The sequence below is a fragment of the Megasphaera intestinihominis genome (assembly GCF_040096415.1).
GTDB lineage: Bacteria > Bacillota > Negativicutes > Veillonellales > Megasphaeraceae > Megasphaera > Megasphaera intestinihominis.
The window spans coordinates 1-24,731 of sequence record NZ_JBBMEU010000034.1; the positions used below are offsets into that span (position 1 = coordinate 1).

General features: G+C 50.5%; 26 protein-coding genes, 1 rRNA gene and 1 pseudogene. 24 read left to right on the plus strand and 4 right to left on the minus strand.

Annotation, left to right across the window (positions count from 1 at the left end; all coding sequences use genetic code 11):
* Positions 1-142 precede the first annotated feature (142 nt).
* Positions 143-259: ribosomal RNA gene (gene rrf, locus WMO23_RS06865) — 5S ribosomal RNA — on the plus strand.
* 689 nt (positions 260-948) lie between these two features.
* Complete coding sequence (gene eno, locus WMO23_RS06870; protein WP_349173626.1) at positions 949-2,244, plus strand: phosphopyruvate hydratase; 1,296 nt, start codon at positions 949-951, stop codon at positions 2,242-2,244.
* Here eno and WMO23_RS06875 read toward each other — a convergent pair.
* Positions 2,235-2,381, minus strand: a complete 147-nt coding sequence (locus WMO23_RS06875) for a winged helix-turn-helix transcriptional regulator (protein ID WP_081638962.1) — start codon at positions 2,379-2,381, stop codon at positions 2,235-2,237. The two genes, eno and WMO23_RS06875, sit on opposite strands and share 10 nt — an antisense overlap.
* Between WMO23_RS06875 and WMO23_RS06880 the strand changes: the two genes are divergently transcribed.
* Positions 2,330-2,953 (plus strand): flavodoxin family protein, encoded by a 624-nt coding sequence (locus tag WMO23_RS06880; RefSeq protein ID WP_239639736.1) that lies wholly within the window; start codon positions 2,330-2,332, stop codon positions 2,951-2,953. The genes WMO23_RS06875 and WMO23_RS06880 overlap by 52 nt on opposite strands.
* A 532-nt stretch (positions 2,954-3,485) precedes the next feature.
* On the opposite strand, the gene WMO23_RS06885 is transcribed toward WMO23_RS06880, so the two are convergent.
* Entirely contained in the window at positions 3,486-4,862 is a 1,377-nt protein-coding gene (locus WMO23_RS06885; protein ID WP_020723723.1) for an amino acid permease, read from the minus strand.
* Positions 4,863-5,184: 322 nt separating this feature from the next.
* Between WMO23_RS06885 and WMO23_RS06890 the strand changes: the two genes are divergently transcribed.
* The 19 genes and pseudogenes from WMO23_RS06890 to WMO23_RS06980 all read left to right on the plus strand — a co-directional run bounded on the left by WMO23_RS06890 (position 5,185) and on the right by WMO23_RS06980 (position 21,997).
* Positions 5,185-5,361, plus strand: coding sequence for a hypothetical protein (locus WMO23_RS06890; protein WP_349173628.1), 177 nt, complete (start codon positions 5,185-5,187; stop codon positions 5,359-5,361).
* A gap of 137 nt (positions 5,362-5,498) precedes the next feature.
* The gene (locus tag WMO23_RS06895; protein WP_292282417.1) at positions 5,499-6,668 is read left to right on the plus strand and encodes an iron-containing alcohol dehydrogenase; all 1,170 of its coding nucleotides are present in this window, start codon (positions 5,499-5,501) and stop codon (positions 6,666-6,668) included.
* 126 nt (positions 6,669-6,794) lie between these two features.
* Entirely contained in the window at positions 6,795-6,980 is a 186-nt protein-coding gene (locus WMO23_RS06900) for a ferredoxin (RefSeq protein ID WP_020311061.1), read from the plus strand.
* A 268-nt stretch (positions 6,981-7,248) separates the two neighbouring features.
* Positions 7,249-8,685 carry an aspartate ammonia-lyase gene (locus tag WMO23_RS06905; RefSeq protein ID WP_020311060.1) on the plus strand — a complete coding sequence of 479 codons (1,437 nt, stop codon included), beginning with the start codon at positions 7,249-7,251 and terminating at the stop codon, positions 8,683-8,685.
* 123 nt (positions 8,686-8,808) lie between these two features.
* Entirely contained in the window at positions 8,809-9,180 is a 372-nt protein-coding gene (locus WMO23_RS06910) for a nucleotidyltransferase substrate binding protein (protein WP_020311059.1), read from the plus strand.
* Positions 9,181-9,518: 338 nt separating this feature from the next.
* A complete protein-coding gene (gene rpmG, locus WMO23_RS06915) occupies positions 9,519-9,668 on the plus strand; it encodes a 50S ribosomal protein L33 (protein ID WP_014015374.1) in 150 nt (49 codons plus the stop codon).
* Positions 9,669-9,715: 47 nt separating this feature from the next.
* On the plus strand, positions 9,716-9,955 hold the full coding sequence (secE, locus tag WMO23_RS06920) for a preprotein translocase subunit SecE (RefSeq protein ID WP_020311058.1): 240 nt from the start codon (positions 9,716-9,718) through the stop codon (positions 9,953-9,955).
* A gap of 15 nt (positions 9,956-9,970) precedes the next feature.
* On the plus strand, positions 9,971-10,510 hold the full coding sequence (nusG, locus tag WMO23_RS06925) for a transcription termination/antitermination protein NusG (protein ID WP_020311057.1): 540 nt from the start codon (positions 9,971-9,973) through the stop codon (positions 10,508-10,510).
* Positions 10,511-10,599: 89 nt separating this feature from the next.
* On the plus strand, positions 10,600-11,025 hold the full coding sequence (gene rplK, locus WMO23_RS06930; RefSeq protein ID WP_014015371.1) for a 50S ribosomal protein L11: 426 nt from the start codon (positions 10,600-10,602) through the stop codon (positions 11,023-11,025).
* A 60-nt stretch (positions 11,026-11,085) separates the two neighbouring features.
* Positions 11,086-11,802 carry a 50S ribosomal protein L1 gene (gene rplA, locus WMO23_RS06935; RefSeq protein ID WP_020311056.1) on the plus strand — a complete coding sequence of 239 codons (717 nt, stop codon included), beginning with the start codon at positions 11,086-11,088 and terminating at the stop codon, positions 11,800-11,802.
* 172 nt (positions 11,803-11,974) lie between these two features.
* Positions 11,975-12,532, plus strand: a complete 558-nt coding sequence (gene rplJ, locus WMO23_RS06940) for a 50S ribosomal protein L10 (protein WP_020311055.1) — start codon at positions 11,975-11,977, stop codon at positions 12,530-12,532.
* Positions 12,533-12,591: 59 nt separating this feature from the next.
* Entirely contained in the window at positions 12,592-12,960 is a 369-nt protein-coding gene (gene rplL, locus WMO23_RS06945; protein WP_020311054.1) for a 50S ribosomal protein L7/L12, read from the plus strand.
* Positions 12,961-13,504: 544 nt separating this feature from the next.
* Complete coding sequence (locus WMO23_RS06950) at positions 13,505-13,813, plus strand: nucleoside triphosphate pyrophosphohydrolase family protein (RefSeq protein ID WP_020311053.1); 309 nt, start codon at positions 13,505-13,507, stop codon at positions 13,811-13,813.
* A gap of 227 nt (positions 13,814-14,040) precedes the next feature.
* Positions 14,041-14,466 (plus strand): GNAT family N-acetyltransferase, encoded by a 426-nt coding sequence (locus tag WMO23_RS06955; protein WP_020311052.1) that lies wholly within the window; start codon positions 14,041-14,043, stop codon positions 14,464-14,466.
* Positions 14,463-14,885, plus strand: a complete 423-nt coding sequence (locus WMO23_RS06960; protein WP_020311051.1) for a hypothetical protein — start codon at positions 14,463-14,465, stop codon at positions 14,883-14,885. Before WMO23_RS06955 ends, WMO23_RS06960 begins: the two co-directional genes overlap by 4 nt.
* Positions 14,886-14,977: 92 nt before the next feature.
* Positions 14,978-16,438 (plus strand): ATP-binding protein, encoded by a 1,461-nt coding sequence (locus WMO23_RS06965; protein ID WP_292282412.1) that lies wholly within the window; start codon positions 14,978-14,980, stop codon positions 16,436-16,438.
* A 154-nt stretch (positions 16,439-16,592) separates the two neighbouring features.
* Entirely contained in the window at positions 16,593-16,901 is a 309-nt protein-coding gene (locus WMO23_RS06970) for a nucleoside triphosphate pyrophosphohydrolase family protein (protein ID WP_020311050.1), read from the plus strand.
* 617 nt (positions 16,902-17,518) lie between these two features.
* Positions 17,519-20,635: pseudogene (locus WMO23_RS06975) on the plus strand (EAL domain-containing protein); the annotation flags it as partial.
* A gap of 876 nt (positions 20,636-21,511) precedes the next feature.
* A complete protein-coding gene (locus tag WMO23_RS06980; RefSeq protein ID WP_296820527.1) occupies positions 21,512-21,997 on the plus strand; it encodes a GGDEF domain-containing protein in 486 nt (161 codons plus the stop codon).
* On the opposite strand, the gene WMO23_RS06985 is transcribed toward WMO23_RS06980, so the two are convergent.
* Together WMO23_RS06985 and WMO23_RS06990 are read right to left on the minus strand one after the other, a co-directional pair.
* Entirely contained in the window at positions 21,988-22,539 is a 552-nt protein-coding gene (locus tag WMO23_RS06985; protein WP_020311794.1) for a biotin transporter BioY, read from the minus strand. The two genes, WMO23_RS06980 and WMO23_RS06985, sit on opposite strands and share 10 nt — an antisense overlap.
* Before the next feature lie 100 nt (positions 22,540-22,639).
* Positions 22,640-23,467: a pyridoxamine kinase gene (locus WMO23_RS06990; RefSeq protein WP_303267848.1), complete on the minus strand. Its 828-nt coding sequence runs from the start codon at positions 23,465-23,467 to the stop codon at positions 22,640-22,642.
* A gap of 282 nt (positions 23,468-23,749) precedes the next feature.
* On the opposite strand from WMO23_RS06990, the gene tnpA reads away from it, so the two are divergent.
* Positions 23,750-24,145 carry an IS200/IS605 family transposase gene (gene tnpA / locus WMO23_RS06995; protein ID WP_020311792.1) on the plus strand — a complete coding sequence of 132 codons (396 nt, stop codon included), beginning with the start codon at positions 23,750-23,752 and terminating at the stop codon, positions 24,143-24,145.
* Positions 24,046-24,731: RNA-guided endonuclease TnpB family protein (locus WMO23_RS07000; RefSeq protein WP_349173634.1), on the plus strand; the 686-nt coding region annotated here is incomplete at its 3' end. The genes tnpA and WMO23_RS07000, both read left to right, overlap by 100 nt.

Here is a 24,731-nt window from a genome sequence, read left to right on the forward strand (position 1 = left end):
ATAGTTCGTTGGATGTATGAAACATTTTTATGCAGTTGTCAGGATACGATAAGCAGAGAACCAGTTTTGAAGGAGTCGGAGACGACACGCAAAACTGTGTGAATCGCTTACGTCGGACTTGTCCGACGCCTGAATAACATAATTCAGTGGCGATAGCTGCGGGGATCCACCTGTTCCCATGCCGAACACAGCAGTTAAGCCCGCAAACGCCGAAAGTACTTGGGGGGAGGCCCCCTGGGAGGATAGGAAGCCGCTGATTAAGAAAAAAGCACTGGAAAATTCCAGTGCTTTTTTGCTATTCGTAGGGGCCGTCCCAAAGGGCGGCCCGCCTGAAATGTGATGTACACGCCATACATGACGGGCTCGGACTCAGATGCCGCTGCGCGGCGACAGACTCAAACTGACAACATCGCTTCGCGTAACCCTCAGCTCGTAAAAACGCCCCGACCGGGGCCTGCGTAGGGGCCGTCCCAAAGGGCGGCCCGCCGCGAATAAATGGTGATATACATAACAGGTCCATGAGGCATGGTTTTACGAGCCACGAATCACGAGCAACGAGCCACGGCTTTTTTCTCGGATTCAGATGCGGCGTTCCGCCGCGACAGACTCAAACTGACAACGACGCTTCGGGAAACCCTCAGCGCGTAGCGGGACGCCTTGACAGGACGTCCCCTACGAAAGCGGTCCAGTGGACCGCCTCGATTCGGCAGGAGAGGTGGGAAAATAGTGGCTAGTGGTTCGTGGCTCGTGGGACGGCCGTTGCTAACGGCTAACTGCTGACCGCTAACCGCTAACTGCGACCGGCGGCCTGCGAACATACTCAATTATAATAACAGCGATTCTCATAAAGCATTATGCGAAAGGAGACTAATATTGTATAATATAGCTGTAAAGATACTGAAATTATGGTATTCGCTATATATTACTTTCGACAGGGGAGGTTTTACTATGAAAGATATCCGTATTGAACAAGTCGTTGGCCGGGAAATCCTTGATTCGCGGGGTAATCCTACGGTACAGGCCGATGTGTTGTTATCCGATGGGACTTTGGGCCGCAGCGCGGCTCCCAGCGGCGCTTCGACGGGGCAGTTTGAAGCCCTGGAATTGCGCGATGGCGATGCTCAGCGCTTTGGCGGCAAAGGCGTTAGCCAGGCCGTCAATCATGTCAATACAGTTTTACAGGATGTCTTGAGAGGGCAGAATCCTTTTGATACTTACGGTATCGACAACCTGATGATTCGTGCCGATGGGACGGAAGATAAATCGCGGCTCGGTGCCAATGCCATCTTAGCCGTATCGCTGGCCTGCGCCCGTGCGGCAGCTGCGTCCCTGGGGATTCCCCTCTATCGTTTCCTCGGCGGCGTCAATGGTAATTATCTGCCCGTCCCGATGATGAATATCCTCAACGGCGGGGCTCATGCTGCCAATACCGTCGATGTCCAGGAATTCATGATCATGCCGGCAGGCGCTCCTTCCTTCCGGGAAGGCCTGCGCTGGTGCTCCGAAGTCTATCATGCCCTGGCCGGTCTCTTGAAAGCCAAGGGGCTGGCTACTTCCGTCGGTGACGAAGGCGGCTTTGCTCCTGATTTGGCCAGCGACGAAGAAGCTATCCAATATATCCTTCAGGCCATTGAAAAAGCCGGCTATGAACCGGGCAAGGATTTCGTCCTGGCCCTCGATGCCGCTGCCAGCGAATGGAAGGGGCCCAAACCGGGCGTTTACGTTCTGCCCAAGAGTGGCCAGTCCTTTACGACGGACGAACTCATCGCCCACTGGCAGAAATTGTCCCAGGCTTATCCCATTTATTCCATCGAAGACGGCTTGGATGAAGAAGACTGGGATGGCTGGACGGCCTTGACGAAAGCCTTGGGCCAGCGCGTACAGCTCGTGGGCGACGATTTATTCGTAACCAACACGAAGCGTTTGGCCAAAGGGATTGCCCAGGGCTGCGGCAATGCCATCCTCATCAAGCTCAATCAGATTGGCTCCGTATCGGAAACGCTGGAAGCCATCAAGATGGCGCACCGTGCCGGCTATCGGGCCATCGTTTCTCACCGTTCCGGTGAAACAGAAGATACATCCATTGCCGACCTGGCCGTCGCCTCGAATACGGCTCAGATCAAGAGCGGTGCGCCGAACCGCAGCGAACGCGTAGCGAAATACAACCGTCTCTTGCAGATTGAAGACGAATTGCGCGGCCAGGGCATCTATCCCGGATTCCAGGCTTTCGGAATTCAGCGCTGAACGTAGTGATCCTGTCCCCACGTACAAACTTCATGTAGAATAGGCATCAAAGATTTCCCCAGTTCCGTTAGTCCATATTCGACCTTTGGCGGTACCTGGGGATATTCTTTTCTATAGAGAATGCCGTCGGCTTCCATTTCTTTCAAAAGGATGTGGTATCGATTATGAAATTTTCCAGTTAGGGCCCCGGCCGATCCGCGACTGCATCGGCTGTAATAAATGCCAGGGTAAGGGCTGTATCTTTAAGGATGACAATGATGATACCGTCAACCGCTTCTTGGAAAAGGCGAAGGAAGCTGATGGCTTCGTCTTCGGGACGCCGGTCTATTTTGCCCACCCGAGTGGACAGATCCTGTCTTTCCTGAATCGCGTCTTCTATTCGTCGGCTGTAGGCGAGCTCTACCCGGTCTTTGCCGGTAAACCTGGCGCAGCGATTGCATCGGCCCGCCGCGGCGGTACCACGGCCGCTGTCGATGTCATTCAGAAATATTTCGGCATTGCCAGCATGCCCATCGTTACCTCGACATATTGGAACATGGTCCATGGCATGACGCCGGACGAAGTGCGCAAAGATTTGGAAGGGATGCAGACCATGCGCAACATCGGCCGCAACATGGCCTGGATGTTGAAGGGCTTTGCCAAACAGGAAAAAGAAACATCCTTTGCTGACCACGTAGAAGCAACACATCGCACGGACTTCCACCATTAAAATATAGATGAGATGCAGTTCGCAGGCCGCGGTTCGCTCGGATTCAGATGCGGCTGCGCCGCGACAGATTCAAACTGACAACGACGCTTCGGGAAACCCTCAGCGCGTAGCGGGCCTCCCGCTGGGCTTGCTCCTACGGATGCGGTTGTGCGGCGACAATCTCAAACTGATAACATCGCTTCGAGTACCCCTCAGCTCGTAAAAAATGCCCCGACCGGGGCCTGCGTAGGGGCCGGCCGGGTAAGGCGGCCCGTAGCGAACAGTCGATGATATACGTAACGGGTTAATGAGGCATGGTTTTGCGAACTGCGGTCTGCGGGCCTGCGAATGGCGTTTTCTCCAAACAGCATTTTACGGGATTCCCACAACGGGACGCCTTATCAGGACGTCCCCTACGATATCGCATACAGGCGATGGAAATGGTATGATGTTTGATGTAATAGCTTTAAATTTAAAACCAGCCACTAACAACTAGCCACTAGCCACTCAAAAAGGAGCTGCCGCGATGCGACAGCTCCTTTTTCACTTCCCTTTATTCTCTTACAATGCTGTGTTTACGGCTGTAGGCGTAGTAGACGATGAGGCCTAAGAGAATCCAGCCTGCGAACAGGATATGGGTCAGTGTCGACAGTTCATAGATGAGGTAGAAGCAGACGATGATGCCGACGGGAGCGATGAGGTAGAGCAGGGGGCAATGGAATTTCCGCGGGATTTCCGGGTGTTTGCGGCGCATGACGACGATGCCGATGAAGTTGACCAGGAAGACGGCCAAGGTCCCTGTATTGGACAATTCGACGATGTGCATGAGCGGGACGAAGCCGGAAATGACGGCGATGAGGATGGAACCCCAAATGGTGATCAAATACGGTGTGTGGAAGGTCGGATGAATCTTGCAGAGCTTCTGCGGCAGCATGCCGTCGCGGGATACGGCAAAGAAGACGCGGGACTGACCGAAGAGATAGACGATGAGCGTCGTGATGATACCGGCCAGGACGCCGACGGCGATGAGGTTAGCCATGCCGGGCCAGCCGAGGAGACGCAGGGCATAGGCAACCGGTTCCGGTGTATCGAGCTGGGTGTAATTGATGGCAGCTGTCAGCGACAGGGATACGGCAATGTACAAGGTCATACAGATGACGATGGAGGAGATGATGCCGATTGGCAGGTCACGTGACGGGCACTTACATTCTTCGGCTGACGTTGCGACGGCGTCGAAGCCCATGTACGAGAAGAAGACGATAGCCGCCCCGCTGCAGACGCCGCGGACGCCGAAGGGCGTGAAGGGCGATAAATTAGCTGCCTGGGCGTGAGGCGCTGCGATGACGACGAAGGCGATGATAGCCGCTAAAGCGACGAGGATAAGGGCAAAATTGAGTTTCGCACTCTGTTTGGTACCGCGGATGAGGACTAAGCACAATAAAAGGATAATAATGATAGACGGCAGATTGACCAGGCCGCCTTCAGCCGGCGTTTTGAGGAGATAATCCGGGATTACCAGCCCTAAAGAGGCCGTCATCCCCGACAGGTAGCCTGAGAAACCGACAGCGACGGCACTGGCTGTGACCGTATAGGCCAGGAGCAGGGACCAGCCGCAGAGGAAGGCCATGCCTTCGCCGAGGGAGGCAAAGGTGTAGGAATAGACACTGCCCGAAGCCGGGATGAAGGAGGAAAATTCACTGTACGTCAGGCCGACGAGGATACAGAGAATACCGGCAATGACAAAGGATAAGGCTACGCCCGGGCCGGCATAGCGGGCGGCGGCAATCCCGGTCAGGACGAAGACACCGGCCCCGATGATACCACCGACGCCGAGGAATGTCAGGTCAAAGACGCTGAGGTTTTTGCTCAGCTTTGAGTTTTCTGCATCGCTCTGAAGCTGGGCAACGGATTTCGTATGGAAAAACGACATAAAACACACTCCCTTTTTTTAATAAAAACAATGAAAAAGTTAAATTGTATAAACTTTTTGTTAAATACAGTGTACTATGATACAGTAAGTATCGTCAATATGTTTTATAAATATAGATTTGTGTATACAGTATCCTTTATCACCAATCTTGCAATATCGGCAAGATACGCTATAATATTGATGATGAGAATTCATAATAAAATGAAACAGAGGGGGCGTGACTTATGGGATTTTTCAGCAATCTCTTCCATCACGATGATATTCAGGGGACGAAAAATATATCTACATTACCGGCATGGTCTGCCAGAACTGCTCTAAGCACGTGACCGAAGCCCTTAAAGCCGTCGACGGCTTTAAGGGCAAGGTCAAAGTTGACTTGATGCGCGGCCAGGCAGAAGTCGTCGTCGCTGATTCCGTGAGCGATGACACGTTGTTAAAAACCGTTGTCAATGCTGGCTATGGCGTAACGGAAATTTCCTTGCAGCCAAAGAAAAATTAAAATATAAAATAGTAAGTTGATAAAAATAAAATATTATAGTATAATCGGCTTGTAAATTAAATTTATTCATGACGATGGAGTCTTACCCGCAAGTGGATAAGACTCTTTTTTATTCCCAGTATAGGAGTGGTGTTATCGTGTCTTTTCAGATGTTTGTCCCTACGAAAGCGTTATTTGGTGCCGGTCAGCTCAATCATTTGCATGAACAGGCCCTTCCCGGCAAGAAAGCCCTGCTGGTCATTTCCAACGGGAAATCGACGAAAGTCAATGGCTATTTGGACCGGACGGAAAAGGAACTGCATACAGCCGGCGTCGAAACGGTCCTCTTCGACCAAGTCGAAGCGAATCCCTTGAAATCGACTGTCATGCGCGGCGGCGCCATGGCCAGAGAAAATCAATGTGACTTCATCGTCGCCTTAGGCGGCGGCAGCTGCATCGATGCAGCCAAGGGGATTGCCGTCGTCGCCACCAATGACGGCGATTTGTGGGACTACATCACCCAGGGCACGGGCAAGGGCAAACCCATTGCCATCAAGCCCCTGCCTATCGTCGCCATTACGACGACGGCCGGGACCGGCTCGGAAACCGATGCCGGCGGCGTCATCACCAATGAAGACACGAATGAAAAGACGCCCGTCAAAGGACCATCCCTCTTCCCGGTCCTGGCCATCATCGACCCGGAACTCATGGCGACGGTACCACCGAAGTTCACGGCCTACCAGGGTTTCGATGCCTTGTTCCACAATATCGAAGGCTATCTGGCCAATAAGGCCAATCTCATGAGCGAAATGGTCGCCTTGGAAGCCATCTCCCAGATTAGCGCCTACTTGCCGACAGCCGTCCAGAATGGCATCGACATGAAGGCCCGGGAACGCGTGGCTTTCGGCAACTATCTCGGCGGCTTGGAAATGTGCCTCAGCTCCAACATGAGTGAACACTCGCTGGAACATGCCCTCAGCGCCTATCACCAGGCCTTGCCCCACGGCGCCGGCCTGATTATGATCAGCCTGGCTTATTTCTCGCACATGATCGACATCCACGTCTGTGACGACCGTTTCATCATCCTGGCCCGCCATATGGGGCGTCCGGATGCGGCCAAACCGGAAGACTTCCTCGACGCCTTGAAAGAATTGCAGGAAAAATGCGGCGTCGCCAACCTCAAGATGTCCGACTACGGCATCAGTCCCGATGAATTCCATAAAATGGCCCATAATGCCAAGACGGCCATGGCGGGATTATTCATGGCCGACCGCATGCCCATGAGTGAAGAAGACTGCGTTGCTATTTATCAGGCATCGTATCGCTAATTTGCTAAAGCGTTGTAAATACAACGACCCTTTGGCCGAAAACAGGGTATACTATAGGCACAGTAAGGAATGACTTACTGGACTAAGTTTTCCGGATAGACGGTCCGGACAAAGGAGTGACTCATTATGAAATATAAAGTAAACGATACGTGTATTGCCTGTGGTATGTGTGCTGGGACTTGCCCGGAAGTGTTCCGTATGAACGATGATACGGGTATGGCTGAAGCCTATGCTGAATCGACGGAAGCTAACAACGACGCTGCTCAGGAAGCCATGAACTCCTGTCCGGCTGGGGCCATCGAAGAAGCCTAAGGCTGCAAGAAGTCTAAATAAAACATAAAGTGGCGGAATAAATATTGACATCTGCCCATTTATGCACTATGATATAGGTAAATTCATAGTACGTACGGCAAAGGCGCTGTTGAAAGCAATTTCAACAGCGCCTTTTGTGTATGTAACGGCGTGGGGACGCCGGAGGGGTATGAATTTAATTACTACAGTATTGCTATAATTATTACTTGAATACTGTATACAAAATATTTAATGCATCTATTGCAAGATGGGTATTGGGGAGGATATTATGAGAACAGAACATGACTTTTTAGGTGAAATGAATGTACCGGACAATGTTTATTATGGCGTACAGACCATGCGGGCTATGGAAAACTTCCATATTACAGGTGAACATCTGGATCCGGACTTCATCCAGGCCATGGCCATTGTCAAAAAAGCAGCTGCTCTCGCCAACATGGAAACGGGACGGCTCGACAAGAAAATCGGCAATGCCCTGGTACAGGCTGCCAGTGAAATCATCGACGGCCAGTGGCTGGACCAGTTCCCTGTTGATCCGATCCAGGGCGGTGCCGGTACTTCCGTAAACATGAATATGAACGAAGTATTGTGCAACCGGGCCTTAGAAATCATAGGCAAAGAAAAAGGCCGTTACGACATCATCTCGCCGAACAATCACGCCAACATGGCTCAGTCGACGAACGACGTCTTCCCGACGAGCATCAAAGTCTGCCTGAGCATGAAAGGCAAGAAGCTGACAGAAGTACTGAAGGAACTGGAAACGGAACTGGATGTCAAAGCCGATGAATTCAAAGATGTCATCAAGATGGGCCGTACCCACTTGCAGGATGCCGTTCCCATTACGCTCGGCCAGGAAATGGGCGCCTATGCTTCGGCTGTCGCCCGCGGCCGCAAACGCATTTCCCGGTCCCTCGAAGGCGTCCACGTCATCAACATGGGCGGTACGGCCGTCGGCACGGGCCTCAACGCCGAACCGGCTTACATCAAAGCCGTCGCCACGAAACTTTCCATGCTGACCGGTGATATCTTCGTCACGGCCCGCAACCTCATCGATATGACCAATAACACGGATATCTTTGCCGAAGTATCGGGCAATATGAAAGCTACGGCTCTCATGCTCATCAAGATGGCCAACGACTTCCGCCTCATGGCTTCCGGTCCGCGCTGCGGCCTCAACGAATTGAAGCTGCCGGCCCGTCAGCCCGGTTCTTCCATCATGCCGGGCAAAGTCAATCCGGTCATGGCTGAAGTCCTCGACCAGACGTGCTACCAGATCATCGGCAATGACATGGCCATCAGCCTGGGCGTCGAAAACGGCCAGTTCGAATTGAACGTCATGGAACCGGTCATGGCCTTCAACCTCTTCCACTCCATGCAGTATTTGACCAACGCTATCCACGCCTTCGTCAAATACCTGCTCAAAGGCGTCAAGGCCAACAAAAAAGCCTGCCAGTCCTGGGTCGACCACAGCGTCGGCATCGTCACGGCCCTCTTGCCGCACATCGGCTATGAACGGTCGTCCATGCTGGCCAAGGAAGCCTATGCCACAGGCCGCCCGATCCGGGAAATCATCCTCGAACACGGCTATCTGACGAAAGAACAGATGGACATCATCCTGTCGCCGCAGGAAATGACCCAGCCGGGTATTGCAGGCAAACAGGTCCTGGAAGAAACCTATCTGGCACAACAGAAAATCTCTGGCTAAATTCCCAAGCCATTTATCGTGAAGCAGCCCTGTCTCCTCCTGACAGCAGGGCTGCTTCTTTTTTTGCCGGAAATCCATTATAATAGGTTTGATGTTTGATATTTGATGTTTGGGGAGGCAGCTATGGATTGGCAGGATAATTTCCAAGAACATATACAGCTTTTGCAGCAGGCTCGGGAAGCGGATTTGACGAACCCCTTCGTCTGCCATGGCATCGTCCACATCTTCCAGGAAGCCTTTGATTTGGGCTTGATGGCCTTTCGCGAAGCCCTGAAGCGGGACGGCCAGGGCATGGCTGCCATGGGCTCCGCCAAGGAACTCATCGCCGCGGCCTATGAACAATACCTCTTCGTCGATGAAGACATATGGCTGGCCATGCTCCGCGACCGCCACGGCAGCCACGACGCCATAGAAGCACAGGTGGGGCGCATCTTGGGAACATACCAGGACGCCCTGGCGGCGTTGTACGATTCAGATGCGGATGCGCCGCGATAGACGCAGGCCACAAGTCACAAAAAAATGCACGGCCAGCGGCCTTGTGCGTAGGGGCCGTCCCGCGCCTTTCTGGCCCGTCAGGTGCCGACCTACGGAAGGCGCAGGACGGTTGCCAGAACGGACAGCTGTGGCTGGGCGGCCTGCTATGGAATTATGGAAAATCTCTTGACAGGACGGTCGTCACATGTTAGAATAATCGAAGTTAGGCGTTCACCAACGCCTGGCTTTTTTAAGTTACAGAAAAATTTCCTTGACTTAGAGGGGACTGTTGTGATACATTATAAAGGCAGTCTTACGTAACACTAGGCTTGTGACTATTTTTAAGAGAGGTGTAAGGAATGCGTACAGCTATCACTTTGGCATGCACAGAATGCAAACAGCGTAACTACCGGACGAACAAAAACAAAAAGAACAATCCGGACCGTTTGGAACTGAAAAAATACTGCCCGTTCTGCAAAAAAGAAACATTACACAAAGAAACGAAATAATTGATTGAATAAGATTGTGCTAATCTTATTTGGATGTGAGAGGTTATATGGCACTTTCAGCTAAAAAAGCAGCACAAAAGAATAAGAACAAGAAAAAGAACCCGGGAAAATCATTTTTATCTGGCGTAAAGGTAGAAATGAAAAAAGTCATCTGGCCGACGAAGAAGGAATTGATCAACTACACGGTTATGGTCATTGTCGCTACCATCGTCGTAATGGTAATCATTGGCGTAGCTGATGGTGTATTTTCACAGCTGTTCAAGTTACTTCAGCTTGTTGTCGGATAGGAGGCTTGTGCTTAAATGGAAGCAGATATGAAATGGTATGTCATCCATACGTATTCCGGTTATGAAAATAAAGTAATGCAAACGCTGGAACAAAAAGTCAAATCCATGGGGTTAGAAAACGTCATTAACCGTATTCTCATTCCAATGGAAGATGAAATTGACATCAAAGACGGTAAGAAACGGACTGTCAAGCGGAAAGTATTCCCTGGCTACGTTCTCATCGAAATGGAAGTCAATGACCGTTCCTGGTATGTCGTCCGCAATACACCGGGTGTTACCGGTTTTGTCGGCTCGGCAACCAAGCCTATCCCGCTGGAACCGAAAGAAGTCGAAAAGATTCTAAAGACCCAGGGCATAGAAAGCGAACCGAAAACGCATATCTCTGTCGAAGTTGGCGAAGAAGTGCGCATCACCGAAGGTCCTTTTGAAAATTGCATGGCCGTCGTAACGGAAATCAATGAAGAAAAAGGGACTGTCAAAGGCCTCGTCAATATGTTTGGCCGAGAAACTCCAGTAGAAGTCGACTATTCTCAAATCGAGAAGGGTCTGGAATAAATACTTCTAAATGCGGCAACTCGCCGCGAGTGGGAGAATCGCAAGATTCGTTTGACCACATCTTGTAATGTAAGGAGGTGTAACTCACCATGGCAAAAAAAGTAGCAAGAATGGTAAAACTCCAGTGTGAAGCTGGTAAAGCAACTCCGGCGCCTCCGATTGGCCCTGCATTAGGCCAGGCTGGTGTCAACATCATGGCTTTCGTCAAAGAATTCAACGAACGCACAGCTAAACAGGCTGGCTTCATTATCCCTGTCGAAATCACAGTCTATGAAGACCGTTCCTTCACTTTCATTACGAAAACACCGCCGGCTGCCGTCCTCTTGAAGAAAGCAGCAGGTTTGGACAAAGCTTCGGGCGAACCGAACAAGAAAAAAGTAGCTAAATTGGGCCGCGACAAAGTCCGCGAAATCGCAACGACTAAGATGCCGGACCTCAACGCTAACGACGTTGAAGCTGCTATGAAAATGATTGAAGGCACCGCTCGCAGCATGGGTATCGAAATCGTCGACTAATTCGATGATGCTCTGCCCGTGGAAGGGGTAACCCGTTAAACCACATAAGGAGGAAGAAACATGGCAAAAGTAGGCAAGAAATATGCTGAAGCTGCAAAACTGTTCGACAAACAGAAACAGTATGATGTTGCAGAAGCAATCGACATCTTGAAAAAGATGGATACTGCCAAATTCGACGAAACCGTTGAATTGGCCGTAAACCTTAACGTAGATCCGAAATACGCCGACCAGCAGGTCCGCGGCGCCTTGGTACTGCCCCACGGCATTGGTAAATCCAAGACTGTCCTCGTATTTGCTCAGGGCGATAAAGAAAAAGAAGCTTTAGCTGCTGGCGCTGACTATGTCGGTGCTGATGATCTCGTAGAAAAGATCAAAGGTGGCTGGCTCGACTTCGACGTAGCAATCGCTACTCCGAACATGATGGGTAAAGTTGGTCGTCTCGGTAAAATCCTCGGTCCTAAAGGCCTCATGCCTAACCCGAAGGTTGGTACTGTCACGATGGACGTTACAAAAGCTGTTAGCGAAAGTAAAGCTGGTAAAGTTGAATACCGCACGGATAAAGCCGGCAACATTCATTCTTCTATCGGTAAAAAATCTTTCGACGCAGATAAATTGGTTGACAACCTGACTGCTTTGGTTGATACACTCATCAAAGTTAAACCGTCGGGTGCAAAAGGCCAGTACATCAAATCCATCACGGTTAGCTCCACGATGGGCCCTGGCATCCACATCAACCAGTACAGCATCAAAGGTGCTGCAAAGAAAGAAGAAAATTAATATCTCTCTTAGCTGTAGACTGAAGGTATGTATAATGGACGTATGTCCGCCATCTGAGGCTATGAAACTAGCAGATATCTGACTTTGACTAGTTCGGCCTCGTGGTTTCCATGAGGCCGTTTTTGATTGCTAAGACGATATAAATCCCAGTTCAAGGAGGTGTATCGAACTCATGTCCACATATGCAAATCATCCGGTTTCTCCGGCAAAAGCTGCTGTCGTTGAAGAAATGAAAGAAAAACTGCAGTCCGCTCAGGGCGCTGTTTTCGTTGGTTTCTCCGGCCTTACCGTAGCTGATGTCACGAAACTTCGCCGTAAGTTCCGCGAAGGCGGTGTTGAATACAAAGTCATCAAAAACACGTTGACCCGTATCGCCGCTGACGAACTCGGCTATAACGCATTAGATGCAATTTTCGAAGGCCCGACGGCTCTCGCTTATTCCACGGAAGACGCTGTAGCTCCGGCTAAGATCCTCAAAGAATTCATCAAAGAAACAAAGACTGAAGCGCTGACTGTAAAAGCAGGTCTCGCTGATGGTCAGGTCATTGATGTTGCAGCTGTTGACGCTCTGGCAAGCTTGCCGAGCCGCGAAGAACTCCTCGCAAAATTGGTTGGCAGCATGCAGGCTCCTATCTCTGGCCTTGTCAACGTACTCCAGGGCAATATCCGCAACATGGTTTATGTGCTTGACGCTGTACGTGCTAAAAAAGCAGAACAGGAAACTGCTTAATTTAGCTTACATAACTTAAAAATTAAACTCAAAAATTGATACTATGGAGGTATTTCAAAATGACTAAAGAAGAAATCATGGAAGCCATTGAAAATATGACTGTTCTCGAACTTTCCGAACTCGTAAAAGCTATGGAAGACAAATTCGGCGTTTCCGCTGCTGCTCCGGTTGCAGTTGCTGCTGCTCCGGCTGCTGGCGGTGCTGCTGCTGAAGAAAAATCCGAATTCGACGTCATTCTCCAGTCCGCTGGCGACAAAAAAATCGGCGTTATCAAAGTTGTCCGTGAAGTTACGGGCCTCGGCTTGAAAGACGCTAAAGCTCTCGTTGACGGCGCTCCGAAAGCTGTTAAAGAAGGCGTTGCTAAAGCTGACGCTGAAGCTCTCAAAGCTAAACTCGAAGAAGCTGGCGCTACTGTCGAACTCAAATAATTTCACAAGGGAAATTATCGGACCTGTGTACGATTACGTACACAGGTCTTTTTTTGTTGCCCGGACTCAAAAGTGGCTTTGCCGCAATAAACGCTGAAATATAAGGCGCAGGAGCGCCAGAGGCTCCCATGTGAAGGGGAGCTGGCCGCCAAAGGCGGTCTGAGGTGTTCTTATGGTTGTAATCAGGTCATAAGCCTGTAGCGGCGCAGCCGCATCGTAGGGGCTCGCACGTGGCGATCCCGCATGAATTCTGTACATAGCCGGATCCATGATAGGTGGTTCGTTGCTCGTGATTCGTAGTCCGTAAAAGCCTGCCACTATGCCAGACTGGGTTGTGGAGAAATCTCACAGCGGGCTGCCCTCATCGGGACAGCCCCTACGCATACGGCCGCAGGCCGTGTTTTTTTTTGCGACTGCCCGTGAACGGTGTATTATTTTTATCGCCTATATGTGATAATGTAGGGGACGGCCTGGTAAGCCTTTTTGGCCCGTCATTAGGATTGAATGGGGTGTGGCCGTGTTTCTAAGAAAAGGAGAGATTGACGTGGATTTAAAAGAAGTATCGGAACGTTCGGCTGCTATCAGAGCTGCTTATCATGCATTGGAACGGGAGTATCATGGCTCCGAATGGTCCGTCGAGGAAGATGCCCTGGCTTTTTTGACCGATGCCGGCCTGGTAGGACGGCTGACTATGAGTCATGAAGGGCGCTGGCCATCTGATGAAGAAGGCAAACTCCCGTCTAAAATCGGGGAATGTGTATGGTGGTTGTCCGTTCTGGCCGACCGGACTGGGCTGGATTTTGCCGATTGTGTGCAGCAGTTTCTGGCAGATACCGAACAGACCTTGAAATAACAGGCAGAAACGTCGGGAGGATGGTCTGTTTCCCAGCTGCTAAAGTGGGCAAAATCACATTGACGAAGACGACAGGATATGTTAGAACAATGCTAATTTCATAAGAACACCGCTTCTGTCACCGGACAGGAGAAATGAGGTGTCTGGGAGTTGTCGTAGGTACGGCATGGATTACATGCTATAAGACAATTCCTGGGCACCTCTGTTTTTTTTTAGGAGGGAATATCATGATTCAAATACGTATGCAGCAGGGACTTTCACAGGACGCCCGGATTATCCGGCAGGAGGTATTTGTCGAAGAACAGGGTTTTCATCATGAATTTGATGAAACCGACCAGGCGGCATGGCATCTGGTGTTATATGAAAATGGGCATGCCGCTGGCTGCTGCCGGCTCTTTACATCAGACAATCCGGATGTGTATATACTGGGCCGCCTGGCCGTACGGAAATCCTGCCGCGGCCGACAGTACGGGGAGCGCCTGGTACAGGGAGCGGAAGGATGGCTGCGCGGCCGTCATGTGAAACGGCTGGCTCTGTCGGCACAGGTCCGGGTGCGCCCGTTTTATGAAAAACTGGGATATACCGCATCAGGTGACGAATATCTGGATGAATATTGTCCTCACATCCATATGGAAAAGGAGTTGACAGAATGAGCCTGATACACTGGATTCCTTTTTTCATCATCGTCATTGGCAATATAGGCTATCACCTGGTCGCCAAGGCAACACCGTCGGCAGCCCCGCCTTTTCTGGCCCTCAGTGTTACCTATCTGGTCAGTTTCCTCCTGTGTGCCGCTGCTTACGTGGTGACAGGGCTTTCGCTGCGGCAGGATCTGCATACATTGAACTGGGCAAGCGCTGCCTGGGGACTGACGCTGGTGGCTGTCGAATTTGGCTATATCCTGCTATACCGGACTGGCTGGAAAATCAGTATGGCCTCTCTCCTGGCCAATGTCAGCGTGGCGCTCCTCCTGGCAGGTATAGGCGTCCTGTTTTACAAAGACGTTCTGCTGCCCCGGCAGATCATCGGCATCATCCTGTGCCTGGCCGGCGTTTTTTTCCTGCGTCCGTGAGTGGTTTTTCCGGGCTGCGGCCCTTCCTCATTGTCGTCCCTGTCACGGATGGGGTATAATAATCATAATGATACATCGAAGGAGTGACAAAGGTGAAACAGGTGACAGATATAAAAAAAGATTCGTTGCTTCAAGGGGAGTCTAAGAATATAGAATATAAGGAAAGGGTTCCTGAAGACAGCCAGAAATATATGAAGTCTGTTGTTGCCTTTGCCAATGGCGATGGTGGACGAATTGTATTTGGTGTTGAAGATAGAACGATGCGGGTTATCAGTATTCCTCAGGCTGACCTTTTTCAAATAATGGATGCTATTACCAATGCGGTTACGGATAGCTGCGAACCGATGATTATTCCAGATCTTTTTGTTCGAGAAGTAGAAGGGAAATCGCTTATCATTTTGGAAATTGTACCAGGAATGCAACGGCCATATTATATTAAAAAGAAAGGTCTTGTAAGGGGAACCTACATCCGAACGTCTGGGACAACGCGACCTGCAGATCGGGCGATTTTACAGGAGTTACTTTTGGAAGGAGAAAACAAGTTTTTTGATCAACAGCCTATTCCTAATCTAAAAGTAACGAAGCATGATGTAACGGCATTATGCCGTTTTATGAGTGAAACGGCTAAAAAAAACGCATCATCAGATATCCAGCGTCAAGGAATCAAGGAGTTAACGGCTAATCAACTCATTTCATGGGGCCTTTTGATTGAAAGCAAAGACCAGCTTATACCGACTTATGCCTATGCGATGTTGACACATCAGGCTGGGTATCCTCCAGTCGTTCAATGTGCTGTCTTTAAAACGGAAGATAGAGCTGTTTTTGTCGATAAGCGTGAAATTGATGCACCGATTCAGGAACAAGTGGAAAAAGCATATCAGTATGTACTTGAAAAGATTAATATGGGAGCCAGATTTCAGGGGGTCTATCGTCAGGATATTTATGAATTACCTCCGGACAGCATCCGGGAATTGATTGCCAATGCACTTGTCCATCGTAATTATTTGGAGCCGGAATCCGTTCAGATAGCCCTTTTTTCAGATCGATTAGAAGTTACTTCTCCAGGTGGCCTGATGCGCGGCGTAACACCTGAAAAAATGAAAGAAGGGTTTTCAAAGATTCGGAACCGGGCTTTAGCAAATGCGTTTGCTTATATGAACTTAATTGAAAAATGGGGCAGTGGTTTTCCACGTATTTTCCGGGATTGCCGGGATTATGGTTTGAAGGAACCGGAAATCATTGATTTTGATGGCGATTTGCGCGTTAACTTGTACCGGACAACTGACCAAACGACTGACCAAACTAAAAAAAATGACCAAACCCCGAAAACTGGACAAACGGGAACGAATATGCCTGTAAAACTAAATGAAAAGGAAAAAGTTATTTTGTCATATCTTCAAAAGAAACCGGATGGCACGCAACATGAAATCGCTAAAGCAACATCACTGTCTCTTAGTACGATAAAGTATTATATGAAAAAGCTCCAGGAAAAAGACTGTCTTCAACGTATGGGAACGCACCGGAAAGGATACTGGGTCGTGAGATTCAACTAATGCTATTCCGTCATGGCACCGTCAGGGGACAGGTATCGCTTTTATCCATTCTGCTGACCGAACGACTGACCAAACTCTGAAAACTGACCAAATAACTAACCAAACTGACTAAACAACTAACCAAACTGACCAAACTCAAAAAGGAGAGAATCATATGGAATTACAAGAAGTATCGAAACGCTCTGCGGCCATCAGAAAGGCCTATCATGCTCTGGAACGGGAATATCATGGCTCCGAATGGTCGGCAGAGGAAGATGCCCTGGCTTTTTTGACCGACGCCGGACTGGTAGGACGGCTGACTATGAGTCATGAAGGGCGCTGGCCATCTGATGAAGAAGGCAAACTCCCGTCTAAAATCGGGGAATGCGTATGGTGGCTGGCCGTTCTGGCCGACCGGGCGGGGTTGGATTTTTCCGATTGTGTGCAGCTGTTTCTGGCAGATACCGAACAGGCCTTGAAATAACAGGCAGAAAAGTCGGGAGGATGGTCTGGTTCCCCGCTGCTAAAGTGGGCAGGATTATGAATATCTGGATGAATATTGTCCTCACATCCACATGGAAAAGGAGTTGATAGCAGTGTTACCTATCTGGTCAGTTTTTCCTGTGTGCCGCTGCTTACGTGGTGACAGGGCCTTCACTGCGGCAGGATCTGCATACATTGAACTGGGCGAGCGCTGCCTGGGGACTGATGCTGGTGGCTGTCGAATTTGGCTATATCCTGTTATACCGGACAGACCGGAAACCCGTGCGTGAATGACTGCCTTGTGATATAATGAACGTATATTTTGTAAACGCTATTTATATAATTTGTCTTGACAATCATAATGCTTTATAACGCATGGCATAGAAGGATGTGAAGGGCATGGGGCTAGAGGAAATCCAGAGCGAGCTGCATCGCTATTACGACCGGCTGACGTCCGGTATCTGCCTGATCGGTATGCAACCGGGGGAACCCATTTTATTCGTCAATAAAGGGATGCTGAAGATTTATCATTGTATGGATGAAGCGGAGTTTTACCGCTTTACGGGACGGCGGTTCCGGGGCATGGTCGATAGTGAGGACTATTATCCTGTCGCCCACATGTCGGAAACGGACTATTCGGAGTTCGTGACCTTCCGCTTCCGCACGCGGGATGACCATTTCCGCCGGGCCGAAGGTTCGGCCAGCGTCATTTCTCTGGAAGATGGGACCAAGGCATGGCTGCTGCAGCTCATCAGCAGTGAACTGAGGGGCAGCAGTACCCAGAACGACCCGCTGACGGGGCTGATGGGGATGCGCCTGTTCTTCAAGAAAGCCCTGCAGGTAGCCCGGCGGGAAAGTCCCCAAGGCCGTCTGTCTGAATACTGTCCGACTTATTTCAATCTGACGAACTTCCGCCTCTACAATTCCCTACACGGACTGGCTGCCGGCGACCATTACCTCAAGCGCATTGCCGAGCTGCTGCGCCAGTATTTCCCGGGAGACCTCATTTCCCATTTTTCGGCCGATGGTTTTGGCGTCCTGGCGAAGCGGGAAGATATATTCCAAAAGATAGAAGTCATCTGCAGCCGTGTCAACGCGTATATCAATAATTCCAATATCGTCTTGAAGGCCGGCGTCTGCCTGCTCGAAGAGGACGATATCCATATCGTGCGCCATACTTTCGACATGGCCAAGATTGCCTGTGATACCATCAAGACTGATGCCACTCGGTGCTGGGCTATTTATACGCGGGAAATGGGCGTCGCCCTGGAGAAGCGGGATTTCGTCCTGGAAAATTTCAACACGGCCTTAGAAAAAGGCTACATCAAAATCTATTATCAACCCGTCGTCCGTACGATGACCGGGAAAATCTGCGGTGTCGAAGCGCTGGCCCGCTGGGAAGATCCCGTTTACGGCCGACTCACGCCGAATGTCTTCATTCCCGTCCTGGAACAGGCCCGGCTCATCCATAAGCTGGATGGCTATGTCCTCAATCAGGTAGCGAAGCAGCTTCATTACCAGCTGGCCAATAAAAGGCCTGTCCTGCCGGTATCGGTCAATTTATCGCGTCATGATTTCAACCTCATGGACCCTTTTGCGGTTGTTGAAAAAGTCATTTCCCGCTATAATCTACAGCGGGATTATTTCCGCATCGAAGTGACGGAAACGGCGTTGGTCAAAGAAAAGCACAATCTGCTCCGCAGTTTGAAGCAGTTCCAGTAGTCGGGCTACCAAGTCTGGCTCGATGACTTCGGCAGTGCCTATTCCTCGCTCAACGTCCTTCACAACTATCATTTTGATGAACTGAAGATTGACATGGCCTTTTTACATAATTTCAATGAACAGAGCCGTCAGATTATCAAGGCCATCGTCCTCATGGCGAAAGAACTGGGCATACATACTTTGGCCGAAGGCGCAGAAACAAAGGCCCACGTCGACTTTTTGAAGGATGTCGGCTGTGAAAAGATACAGGGCTATTATTTTGGACGGCCTATGACCTACGAAGACTTGTCAGTGTTTTGCAAGCACTATGAGCATGGCTTGGAAACGCGGCGGGAAGAACCAGTCTATGATAAAGCCGGTCTGGTCAATGTCGTAACGGATTTACCGACTGCTATTTTTCACTACGATGGCACTCAGGCCGGGGTGTTATGGGCTAATCTGGCTTTTCGAAAAATCCTCCGATGGTCTTTGCCCGGATACAATGGCCATGACCTGCCCTTGTGGATTCAGGACTTTTCATTCAGGCAGCGCCTGCAACCTTGTCTGGATGAACTCCTTGTTTCCGGGCAAAATCAAGTCATGACCTATGTTGAAAGAGACCATTATTTGCAGCTGCATTTGGAACTCATCGGCGGAACTCAGGGGCGATACCTGGGACGGGCCTGCATCTATAATATTGCCGATGCCAGCGAACGTCAGGAGATACAGCGTATCGATTATCTGCTGCGCAATATCCTGAAGGTCTATAAAGGCTTATATTACCTGCATCCTGGCAAAGATACGTTTGAAGTCATCAAGACGACGATGACCCATTGGGCTGATGGAAAGTCCCTGAAAGGCATCCAAAAGCTGCTCATCGACTATGCTGTCCAGTCCGTCTACGTCGACGACAGGGAAAGGTTCTTATCATTCCTTGATTTCGATAACCTTTGCCACCAGGCGGACCAGTCCCCGACGGCCAGTGTCGGTGACGTTTTCCGTATCAAACAGGCCGACGGCAGTTATCGCTGGACTGTCTTTTTGGCCCTCCGCCTCCAGCAGGCCGATGGCCAATATGACATTCTGTTGTGCTGCCGCGATGATGCATGGGAAACGGCGCGGGACCGCAAGAGCCTGTTGCCCATATTGGCCACTTCTTTTGGCATCCACGAATTGGAACCGGCCCGGCAGCCTTATTTCCGCCTCTTGCGGGAACTCTGCCAGGCCATGATTCATTATTCGGATATCAAATTCTTCTGGAAAGACCGGGAACGGCGTTTTGCCGGCGTCAGTCAGTCCTTCCTCGACTATTATGGCCTGACCGATGAAAAAATCCTCATCGGGAAGACCGATGAGGAGATTGGCTGGCATATCCAGGGGAAAAAGTATGAGGAAGCCGAACGGGCTGTCCTGGAAAAAGGCGAAATTACGCGACATATTATCGGGGAGTGTCTCGTCCAAGGCCGACCGCATCGAATCGCAGCTACGAAATTCCCTATCTACCAGGGACGGCGTATTATCGGCCTGATGGGTTATTTTGAGGATTTAGAGTATGAAGAAGCCCGGCAGGTGCAGCTCCGGCAGAGCAGTTTTGTCGACGATGTGACGGGGCTGCTCAATTTCCGGGGTATCTTGCAGGCGGCAGACGAGTATGCCGATAAATATCGGCGCTATGGACAGGATTATACGTGTGTCCTACTCGAAGTGCCTGCATACGAAGCGCTTTTTCAGGAGTATGGCGATGAAGTAGGACAGAAATTGTTGCAGGTCATTACGCAGCAGCTGCTGGCCTTCCATGTGTTGAATGAAACGATAGCCCATTTGAGCGGCAGCCGTTTTTGCTGCCTTGTCCCGAAGGCGATGGATGCCGATTTCCGGAATAAAATGCTGGGCCTCATCAATGCTATCCATGGCATTACGAATATTGGCGGCTACAGTTGTACTCTTTATTTGCAATACGCCGTGGCCCAGGGGTCGGAGGGCCAGGATTTCGATGAGGTCATGCAGCTGTTGCGGAAACGACTGGATGAAGCGAAAGAACAGCAGTATGGGCAAGCCATCTATATTGGCGACCGCCTGGTCTTCGACAAGGAGAAATTCGACAAGCTCGATGAAGAAGTGTCTGTCATGGACCCAGATACGTATGAACTGGTCTATGTCAATGACTATATGCAACGGGCCTATGGCCTTTCTGATAGCAGCAGCTGGGTCGGTGAGAAATGTTATAAAATCCTGGCTGACCGGGAGACTCCCTGCGATAATTGCCTCAATGACAGGCTGCGCCGCGATTGTTTTTATACGGCAACGCGCCGCAACCGCAAGACAGGGCAATACCTGTTCATGCGGACGACGCTCATTCCTTGGCAGGGGAAGAATTACCGTTTTTCTATGGCTTTCGACCTGAGCCGGTATATTTTCCGCGACCGGGAAGAAATTGATGTCGTCTTCCGGGAAGTCATGGCCAACGACGTCATTGCCATCGGCATGCGTGAAGCCGATCCCCATACAGGCCTGCAGAAAATGCTGGAAAAAATCGGTCATAGCCTGCAAGCTGAACGGGTCCTGATTTTTGAGGAACAGCCGGACCAGACCGTCAGCGCTACCTATGAATGGTATCAAGAGGATTTGCAGCCGATGGCTCCTACGGTCCAGCACATTCCCATGGACTCCCTGCGACCGCTGTATGCGGCCTTTGATGCTAAACAGATGGCCATTATTGAAGATGCACAGGCTTTCGTCCGGGCTCATCCTGGATTTACGCCGCATCTTTCCGGCGTCCGCCGCCTCGTATCGGGACATCTCACTCAATCGGGCAAGTCCCTGGGCTTTACGGAAGTCGTCAACCCGTCGGCATTGGCCTTTAAATCGGCCAGCCTCCTGTTGTCGACGCTGACCTTGTTCCTGGCCAGTATGCTGCGCAACCGCGATACTTTCCGTTCGCTGGAACGCCTCAGCACGACGGACCAGCTGACCGGCGCCGGCAATCGCCGGGGGTTTACCGAATATATCCGGGCTGTGCCCGATGGGATTTTCCTGGCCTTTATTTTTGGCGACCTCAACGGCCTCAAGCGAATCAATGATACGCAAGGCCATGAAGCCGGAGACCATCTCCTCCAGCAGGCTGTCCGGCATATGAAAGCCTTGAGCGGCGATAACGCCGTATTCCGCATGGGCGGCGATGAATTCATGGTCATCGCCAGGAATGCCAGTGAACAGCAGGCTCAGCAGCTCGTCCGCGAGCTGCTGGCCCGTTACCGTTCCAGCGGCATCAGCATGGCCTTAGGCGTTGTCGTCTGCCAGACGCCTATTGCCAATATCGACGAGGTGTTATCCCAGGCAGATCGGGAGATGTATACTGACAAAGAACGGATTTACACAAGCTGGCGTCATTCGTGAGATACGGTTTTATTTATGGCCAATAAGGGCCGTGCCAGAGCGGCAGCGCAGAGGCTCTTGACGATGTCCAAGGGGATGAAGGGGACGACGCCGCTCATGATGGCTGCTTCCCAGGGCATTCCCGTGATGCCTTTGAGCTGCAGTACGCCGCCGATATAGATAACGGGGATACCGATGGCGACGGCTGCCAGAGAGTAGCGACGGAAGTTGTATTCCTTCCCTTTGAACCAGGACATGAGGAAGACGGCGGCGACATAGGCCCAGATATAGCCGCCTGTCGGGCCGAACATCTTGCCGGGACCTGCCGTACCGCCTGTGAAGACGGGGACGCCGATGATGCCGATGCCGATGTAGGCCAGCATGGTGATGGCTGCATCTTTCGGCGGCAGCAGGAAGGCGACCAGGTTGACGACGAGCGTCTGCAAGGCGATGGGCGACTGGGAAAAGGGCAGGGGAATGATCAAATAGGCAGAAATACAGTTCATAGCAATCAATAAGGCGATGCGCGTCAGGCGCATCGTCTTTTCTCTTGAATCAGACATGATAAAAGCGCTCCTTTGCTTACGGACTTCTTCCGTATTATAGCAAAAAAGCGCTCATGAGGTCAACTTTATATGGATTTATATAAGTTAACAATAAAACTTAGAACAGCTTTTTCAGGCACGGTTCGACCTGAACGCCTTCGCGGGGATCGCTGCCGGACTGGTAGGTGTAGCCGATGGCGTAGTTCAGGAACTGTGTGGCCTTTTTGACGCTGTCGTGCAGGGACTGGCCCTGGAGCAGGGAACCTGTGAGGACGCTGGTGAAGAGGTCGCCTGTGCCGCAGGTGCTGAAGGGGATGCGGTCGACGGTACATTCGTCGAAAGACGTCGTCTGGGCGTCGTAGCTGACGACGGTGATCGTTTCGTTGCCCGTGGGGACACTGGTGATGATGATTTGACGCGGTCCCATGGCGGCCAGCTTCTGGCAGAGTTCGAGCATAGTCTTCATGGATGGCGCGCCCTGGGCATAGGGGATGTCGGCCAGCAGGGCAGCTTCGGTATAATTCGGTGTAATGATGGTCGCTTTGGCGATAAGCTTGCGCATTTCCATGACAATATCGCGCTTGAAGACCGGGTAGAGCTTGCCGTCATCGGCCATGGCCGGATCGACGACGACGAGGGTATCCTTCTTGGCGAAGCGGGCGATGGCGTCGAGGACGATGGCGATCTGGCCGGCGTCGGTGAGGAAGCCGCTGTAAATGGCGTCATACGAATAGCCCAGTTTCTGCCATTTATCCATGAATTCCGTCATGTGCGGCGTAAAATCAGAGAAGGTATAGTCGCCATACGTCAGGTTGTTGCTGAAAATAGCCGTCGGGAAGGGGCAGACCTGGAAGCCCATGGCCGAAATGACCGGGATGGCGGCTGTCAGGGAGCAGCGGCCGAAAGAACACATATCGTGGATTGCGAGGACGCGTTTAGTTGCCATAGAAAAACCTCCTAAAAGTAAACTGTACTATTATTTTATCCCAAGATATGGACCATGTAAATAAGACAGATTGCGGCGATTCTGTCCTGCCTGCTGATTCTCGCAGGGACATAAATATGGTATAATAAAGTTTAACCTGATTCTGCAAGAAGTTTCCTGCCTCTTTAGGCGGTGAGATGAATTGCAGGTTTTTCTGAGGGTTCGATGCCCTCAGAAAGACAATTTCTTCATAATTTGTTTTGCAGTATAATCAGTAGTAAGAGAGAAAGGACTGATTATACTATGGAATTAGACAGTAATAACCATTCAGTGTTCTTACTCTATTACCATCTTGTTTTAGTGGTGAAGTACCGACGCAAAGTATTTTCTGACCCAATGAGCCAATATGCAAAAGATATATTCGTCCGCATAGGTTCATCATATAATATCACTTTGGAAGAATGGAACCACGACCAAGACCATGTACATATTATGTTTCGTGCCCATCCTAATACAGAGATATCGAAATTTGTCAACGCTTATAAAAGTGCCAGCTCAAGGCTCATAAAGAGATACTTCCCCGAGGTTAGGTGTAAGCTATGGAAGGAAATGTTCTGGTCAAGAAGCTATTGTCTACTGACAACCGGCGGGGCTCCTATAGCGACAATTCGCAAGTATATAGAAAGTCAAGGCAGGTGATGATAGTGAATAAGGCATACCGTTACAGGCTCTACCCGACAAGGGAACAGAAAATGATGTTTGCCAAGACCTTCGGCTGTGTCCGATTCATCTACAACAAGATGCTGAGTGACCGCATTGACTATTATAAGGAAACCGGCCAAAAGCTGAATAACACGCCTGCGCAGTACAAAGAAGAATTCCCTTGGCTAAAGGAAGTAGATAGTTTAGCCCTTGCCAATGCCCAAATGAACCTGAATAAGGCCTACAGCCACTTTTGGAATGACAGCCAGCATTTCGGCAAGCCGCGCTTCAAGTCCAAGAAGAATAGCCGTGCTTCATATTCCACGAATAACCAGAAGGGTTCTGTCCGAATCGAGGGCCATAAGGTGAAACTGCCAAAAGTCGGTTGGGTGAAATTATGCCAGCATCGTCCCTTACCGGAGAACAGTATCATAAAGACCGTAACCATCAGCCAGACGCCATCAGGAAAGTACTATATCAGTATGCTGGTGGAGTATGAAAACCAAGTACTCCCTGTCATACCGAAGACTTTCCTGGGGCTGGATTTTGCGATGCACGGCTTGTATGTGGCTTCCGATGAGGA

Excerpts from the sequence above, each read along its gene's own strand:
- eno (WP_349173626.1), top strand. The coding sequence starts at position 949 with ATGAAAGATATCCGTATTGAACAAGTCGTTGGCCGGGAAATCCTTGAT.
- WMO23_RS06875 (WP_081638962.1), bottom strand. The coding sequence starts at position 2,381 with ATGGAAGCCGACGGCATTCTCTATAGAAAAGAATATCCCCAGGTACCG.
- WMO23_RS06885 (WP_020723723.1), bottom strand. The coding sequence starts at position 4,862 with ATGTCGTTTTTCCATACGAAATCCGTTGCCCAGCTTCAGAGCGATGCA.
- WMO23_RS06900 (WP_020311061.1), top strand. The coding sequence starts at position 6,795 with ATGAAATATAAAGTAAACGATACGTGTATTGCCTGTGGTATGTGTGCT.
- WMO23_RS06905 (WP_020311060.1), top strand. The coding sequence starts at position 7,249 with ATGAGAACAGAACATGACTTTTTAGGTGAAATGAATGTACCGGACAAT.
- WMO23_RS06910 (WP_020311059.1), top strand. The coding sequence starts at position 8,809 with ATGGATTGGCAGGATAATTTCCAAGAACATATACAGCTTTTGCAGCAG.
- rpmG (WP_014015374.1), top strand. The coding sequence starts at position 9,519 with ATGCGTACAGCTATCACTTTGGCATGCACAGAATGCAAACAGCGTAAC.
- secE (WP_020311058.1), top strand. The coding sequence starts at position 9,716 with ATGGCACTTTCAGCTAAAAAAGCAGCACAAAAGAATAAGAACAAGAAA.
- nusG (WP_020311057.1), top strand. The coding sequence starts at position 9,971 with ATGGAAGCAGATATGAAATGGTATGTCATCCATACGTATTCCGGTTAT.
- rplK (WP_014015371.1), top strand. The coding sequence starts at position 10,600 with ATGGCAAAAAAAGTAGCAAGAATGGTAAAACTCCAGTGTGAAGCTGGT.
- rplA (WP_020311056.1), top strand. The coding sequence starts at position 11,086 with ATGGCAAAAGTAGGCAAGAAATATGCTGAAGCTGCAAAACTGTTCGAC.
- rplJ (WP_020311055.1), top strand. The coding sequence starts at position 11,975 with ATGTCCACATATGCAAATCATCCGGTTTCTCCGGCAAAAGCTGCTGTC.
- rplL (WP_020311054.1), top strand. The coding sequence starts at position 12,592 with ATGACTAAAGAAGAAATCATGGAAGCCATTGAAAATATGACTGTTCTC.
- WMO23_RS06955 (WP_020311052.1), top strand. The coding sequence starts at position 14,041 with ATGATTCAAATACGTATGCAGCAGGGACTTTCACAGGACGCCCGGATT.
- WMO23_RS06960 (WP_020311051.1), top strand. The coding sequence starts at position 14,463 with ATGAGCCTGATACACTGGATTCCTTTTTTCATCATCGTCATTGGCAAT.
- WMO23_RS06970 (WP_020311050.1), top strand. The coding sequence starts at position 16,593 with ATGGAATTACAAGAAGTATCGAAACGCTCTGCGGCCATCAGAAAGGCC.
- WMO23_RS06980 (WP_296820527.1), top strand. The coding sequence starts at position 21,512 with ATGCTGCGCAACCGCGATACTTTCCGTTCGCTGGAACGCCTCAGCACG.
- WMO23_RS06985 (WP_020311794.1), bottom strand. The coding sequence starts at position 22,539 with ATGTCTGATTCAAGAGAAAAGACGATGCGCCTGACGCGCATCGCCTTA.
- WMO23_RS06990 (WP_303267848.1), bottom strand. The coding sequence starts at position 23,467 with ATGGCAACTAAACGCGTCCTCGCAATCCACGATATGTGTTCTTTCGGC.
- tnpA (WP_020311792.1), top strand. The coding sequence starts at position 23,750 with ATGGAATTAGACAGTAATAACCATTCAGTGTTCTTACTCTATTACCAT.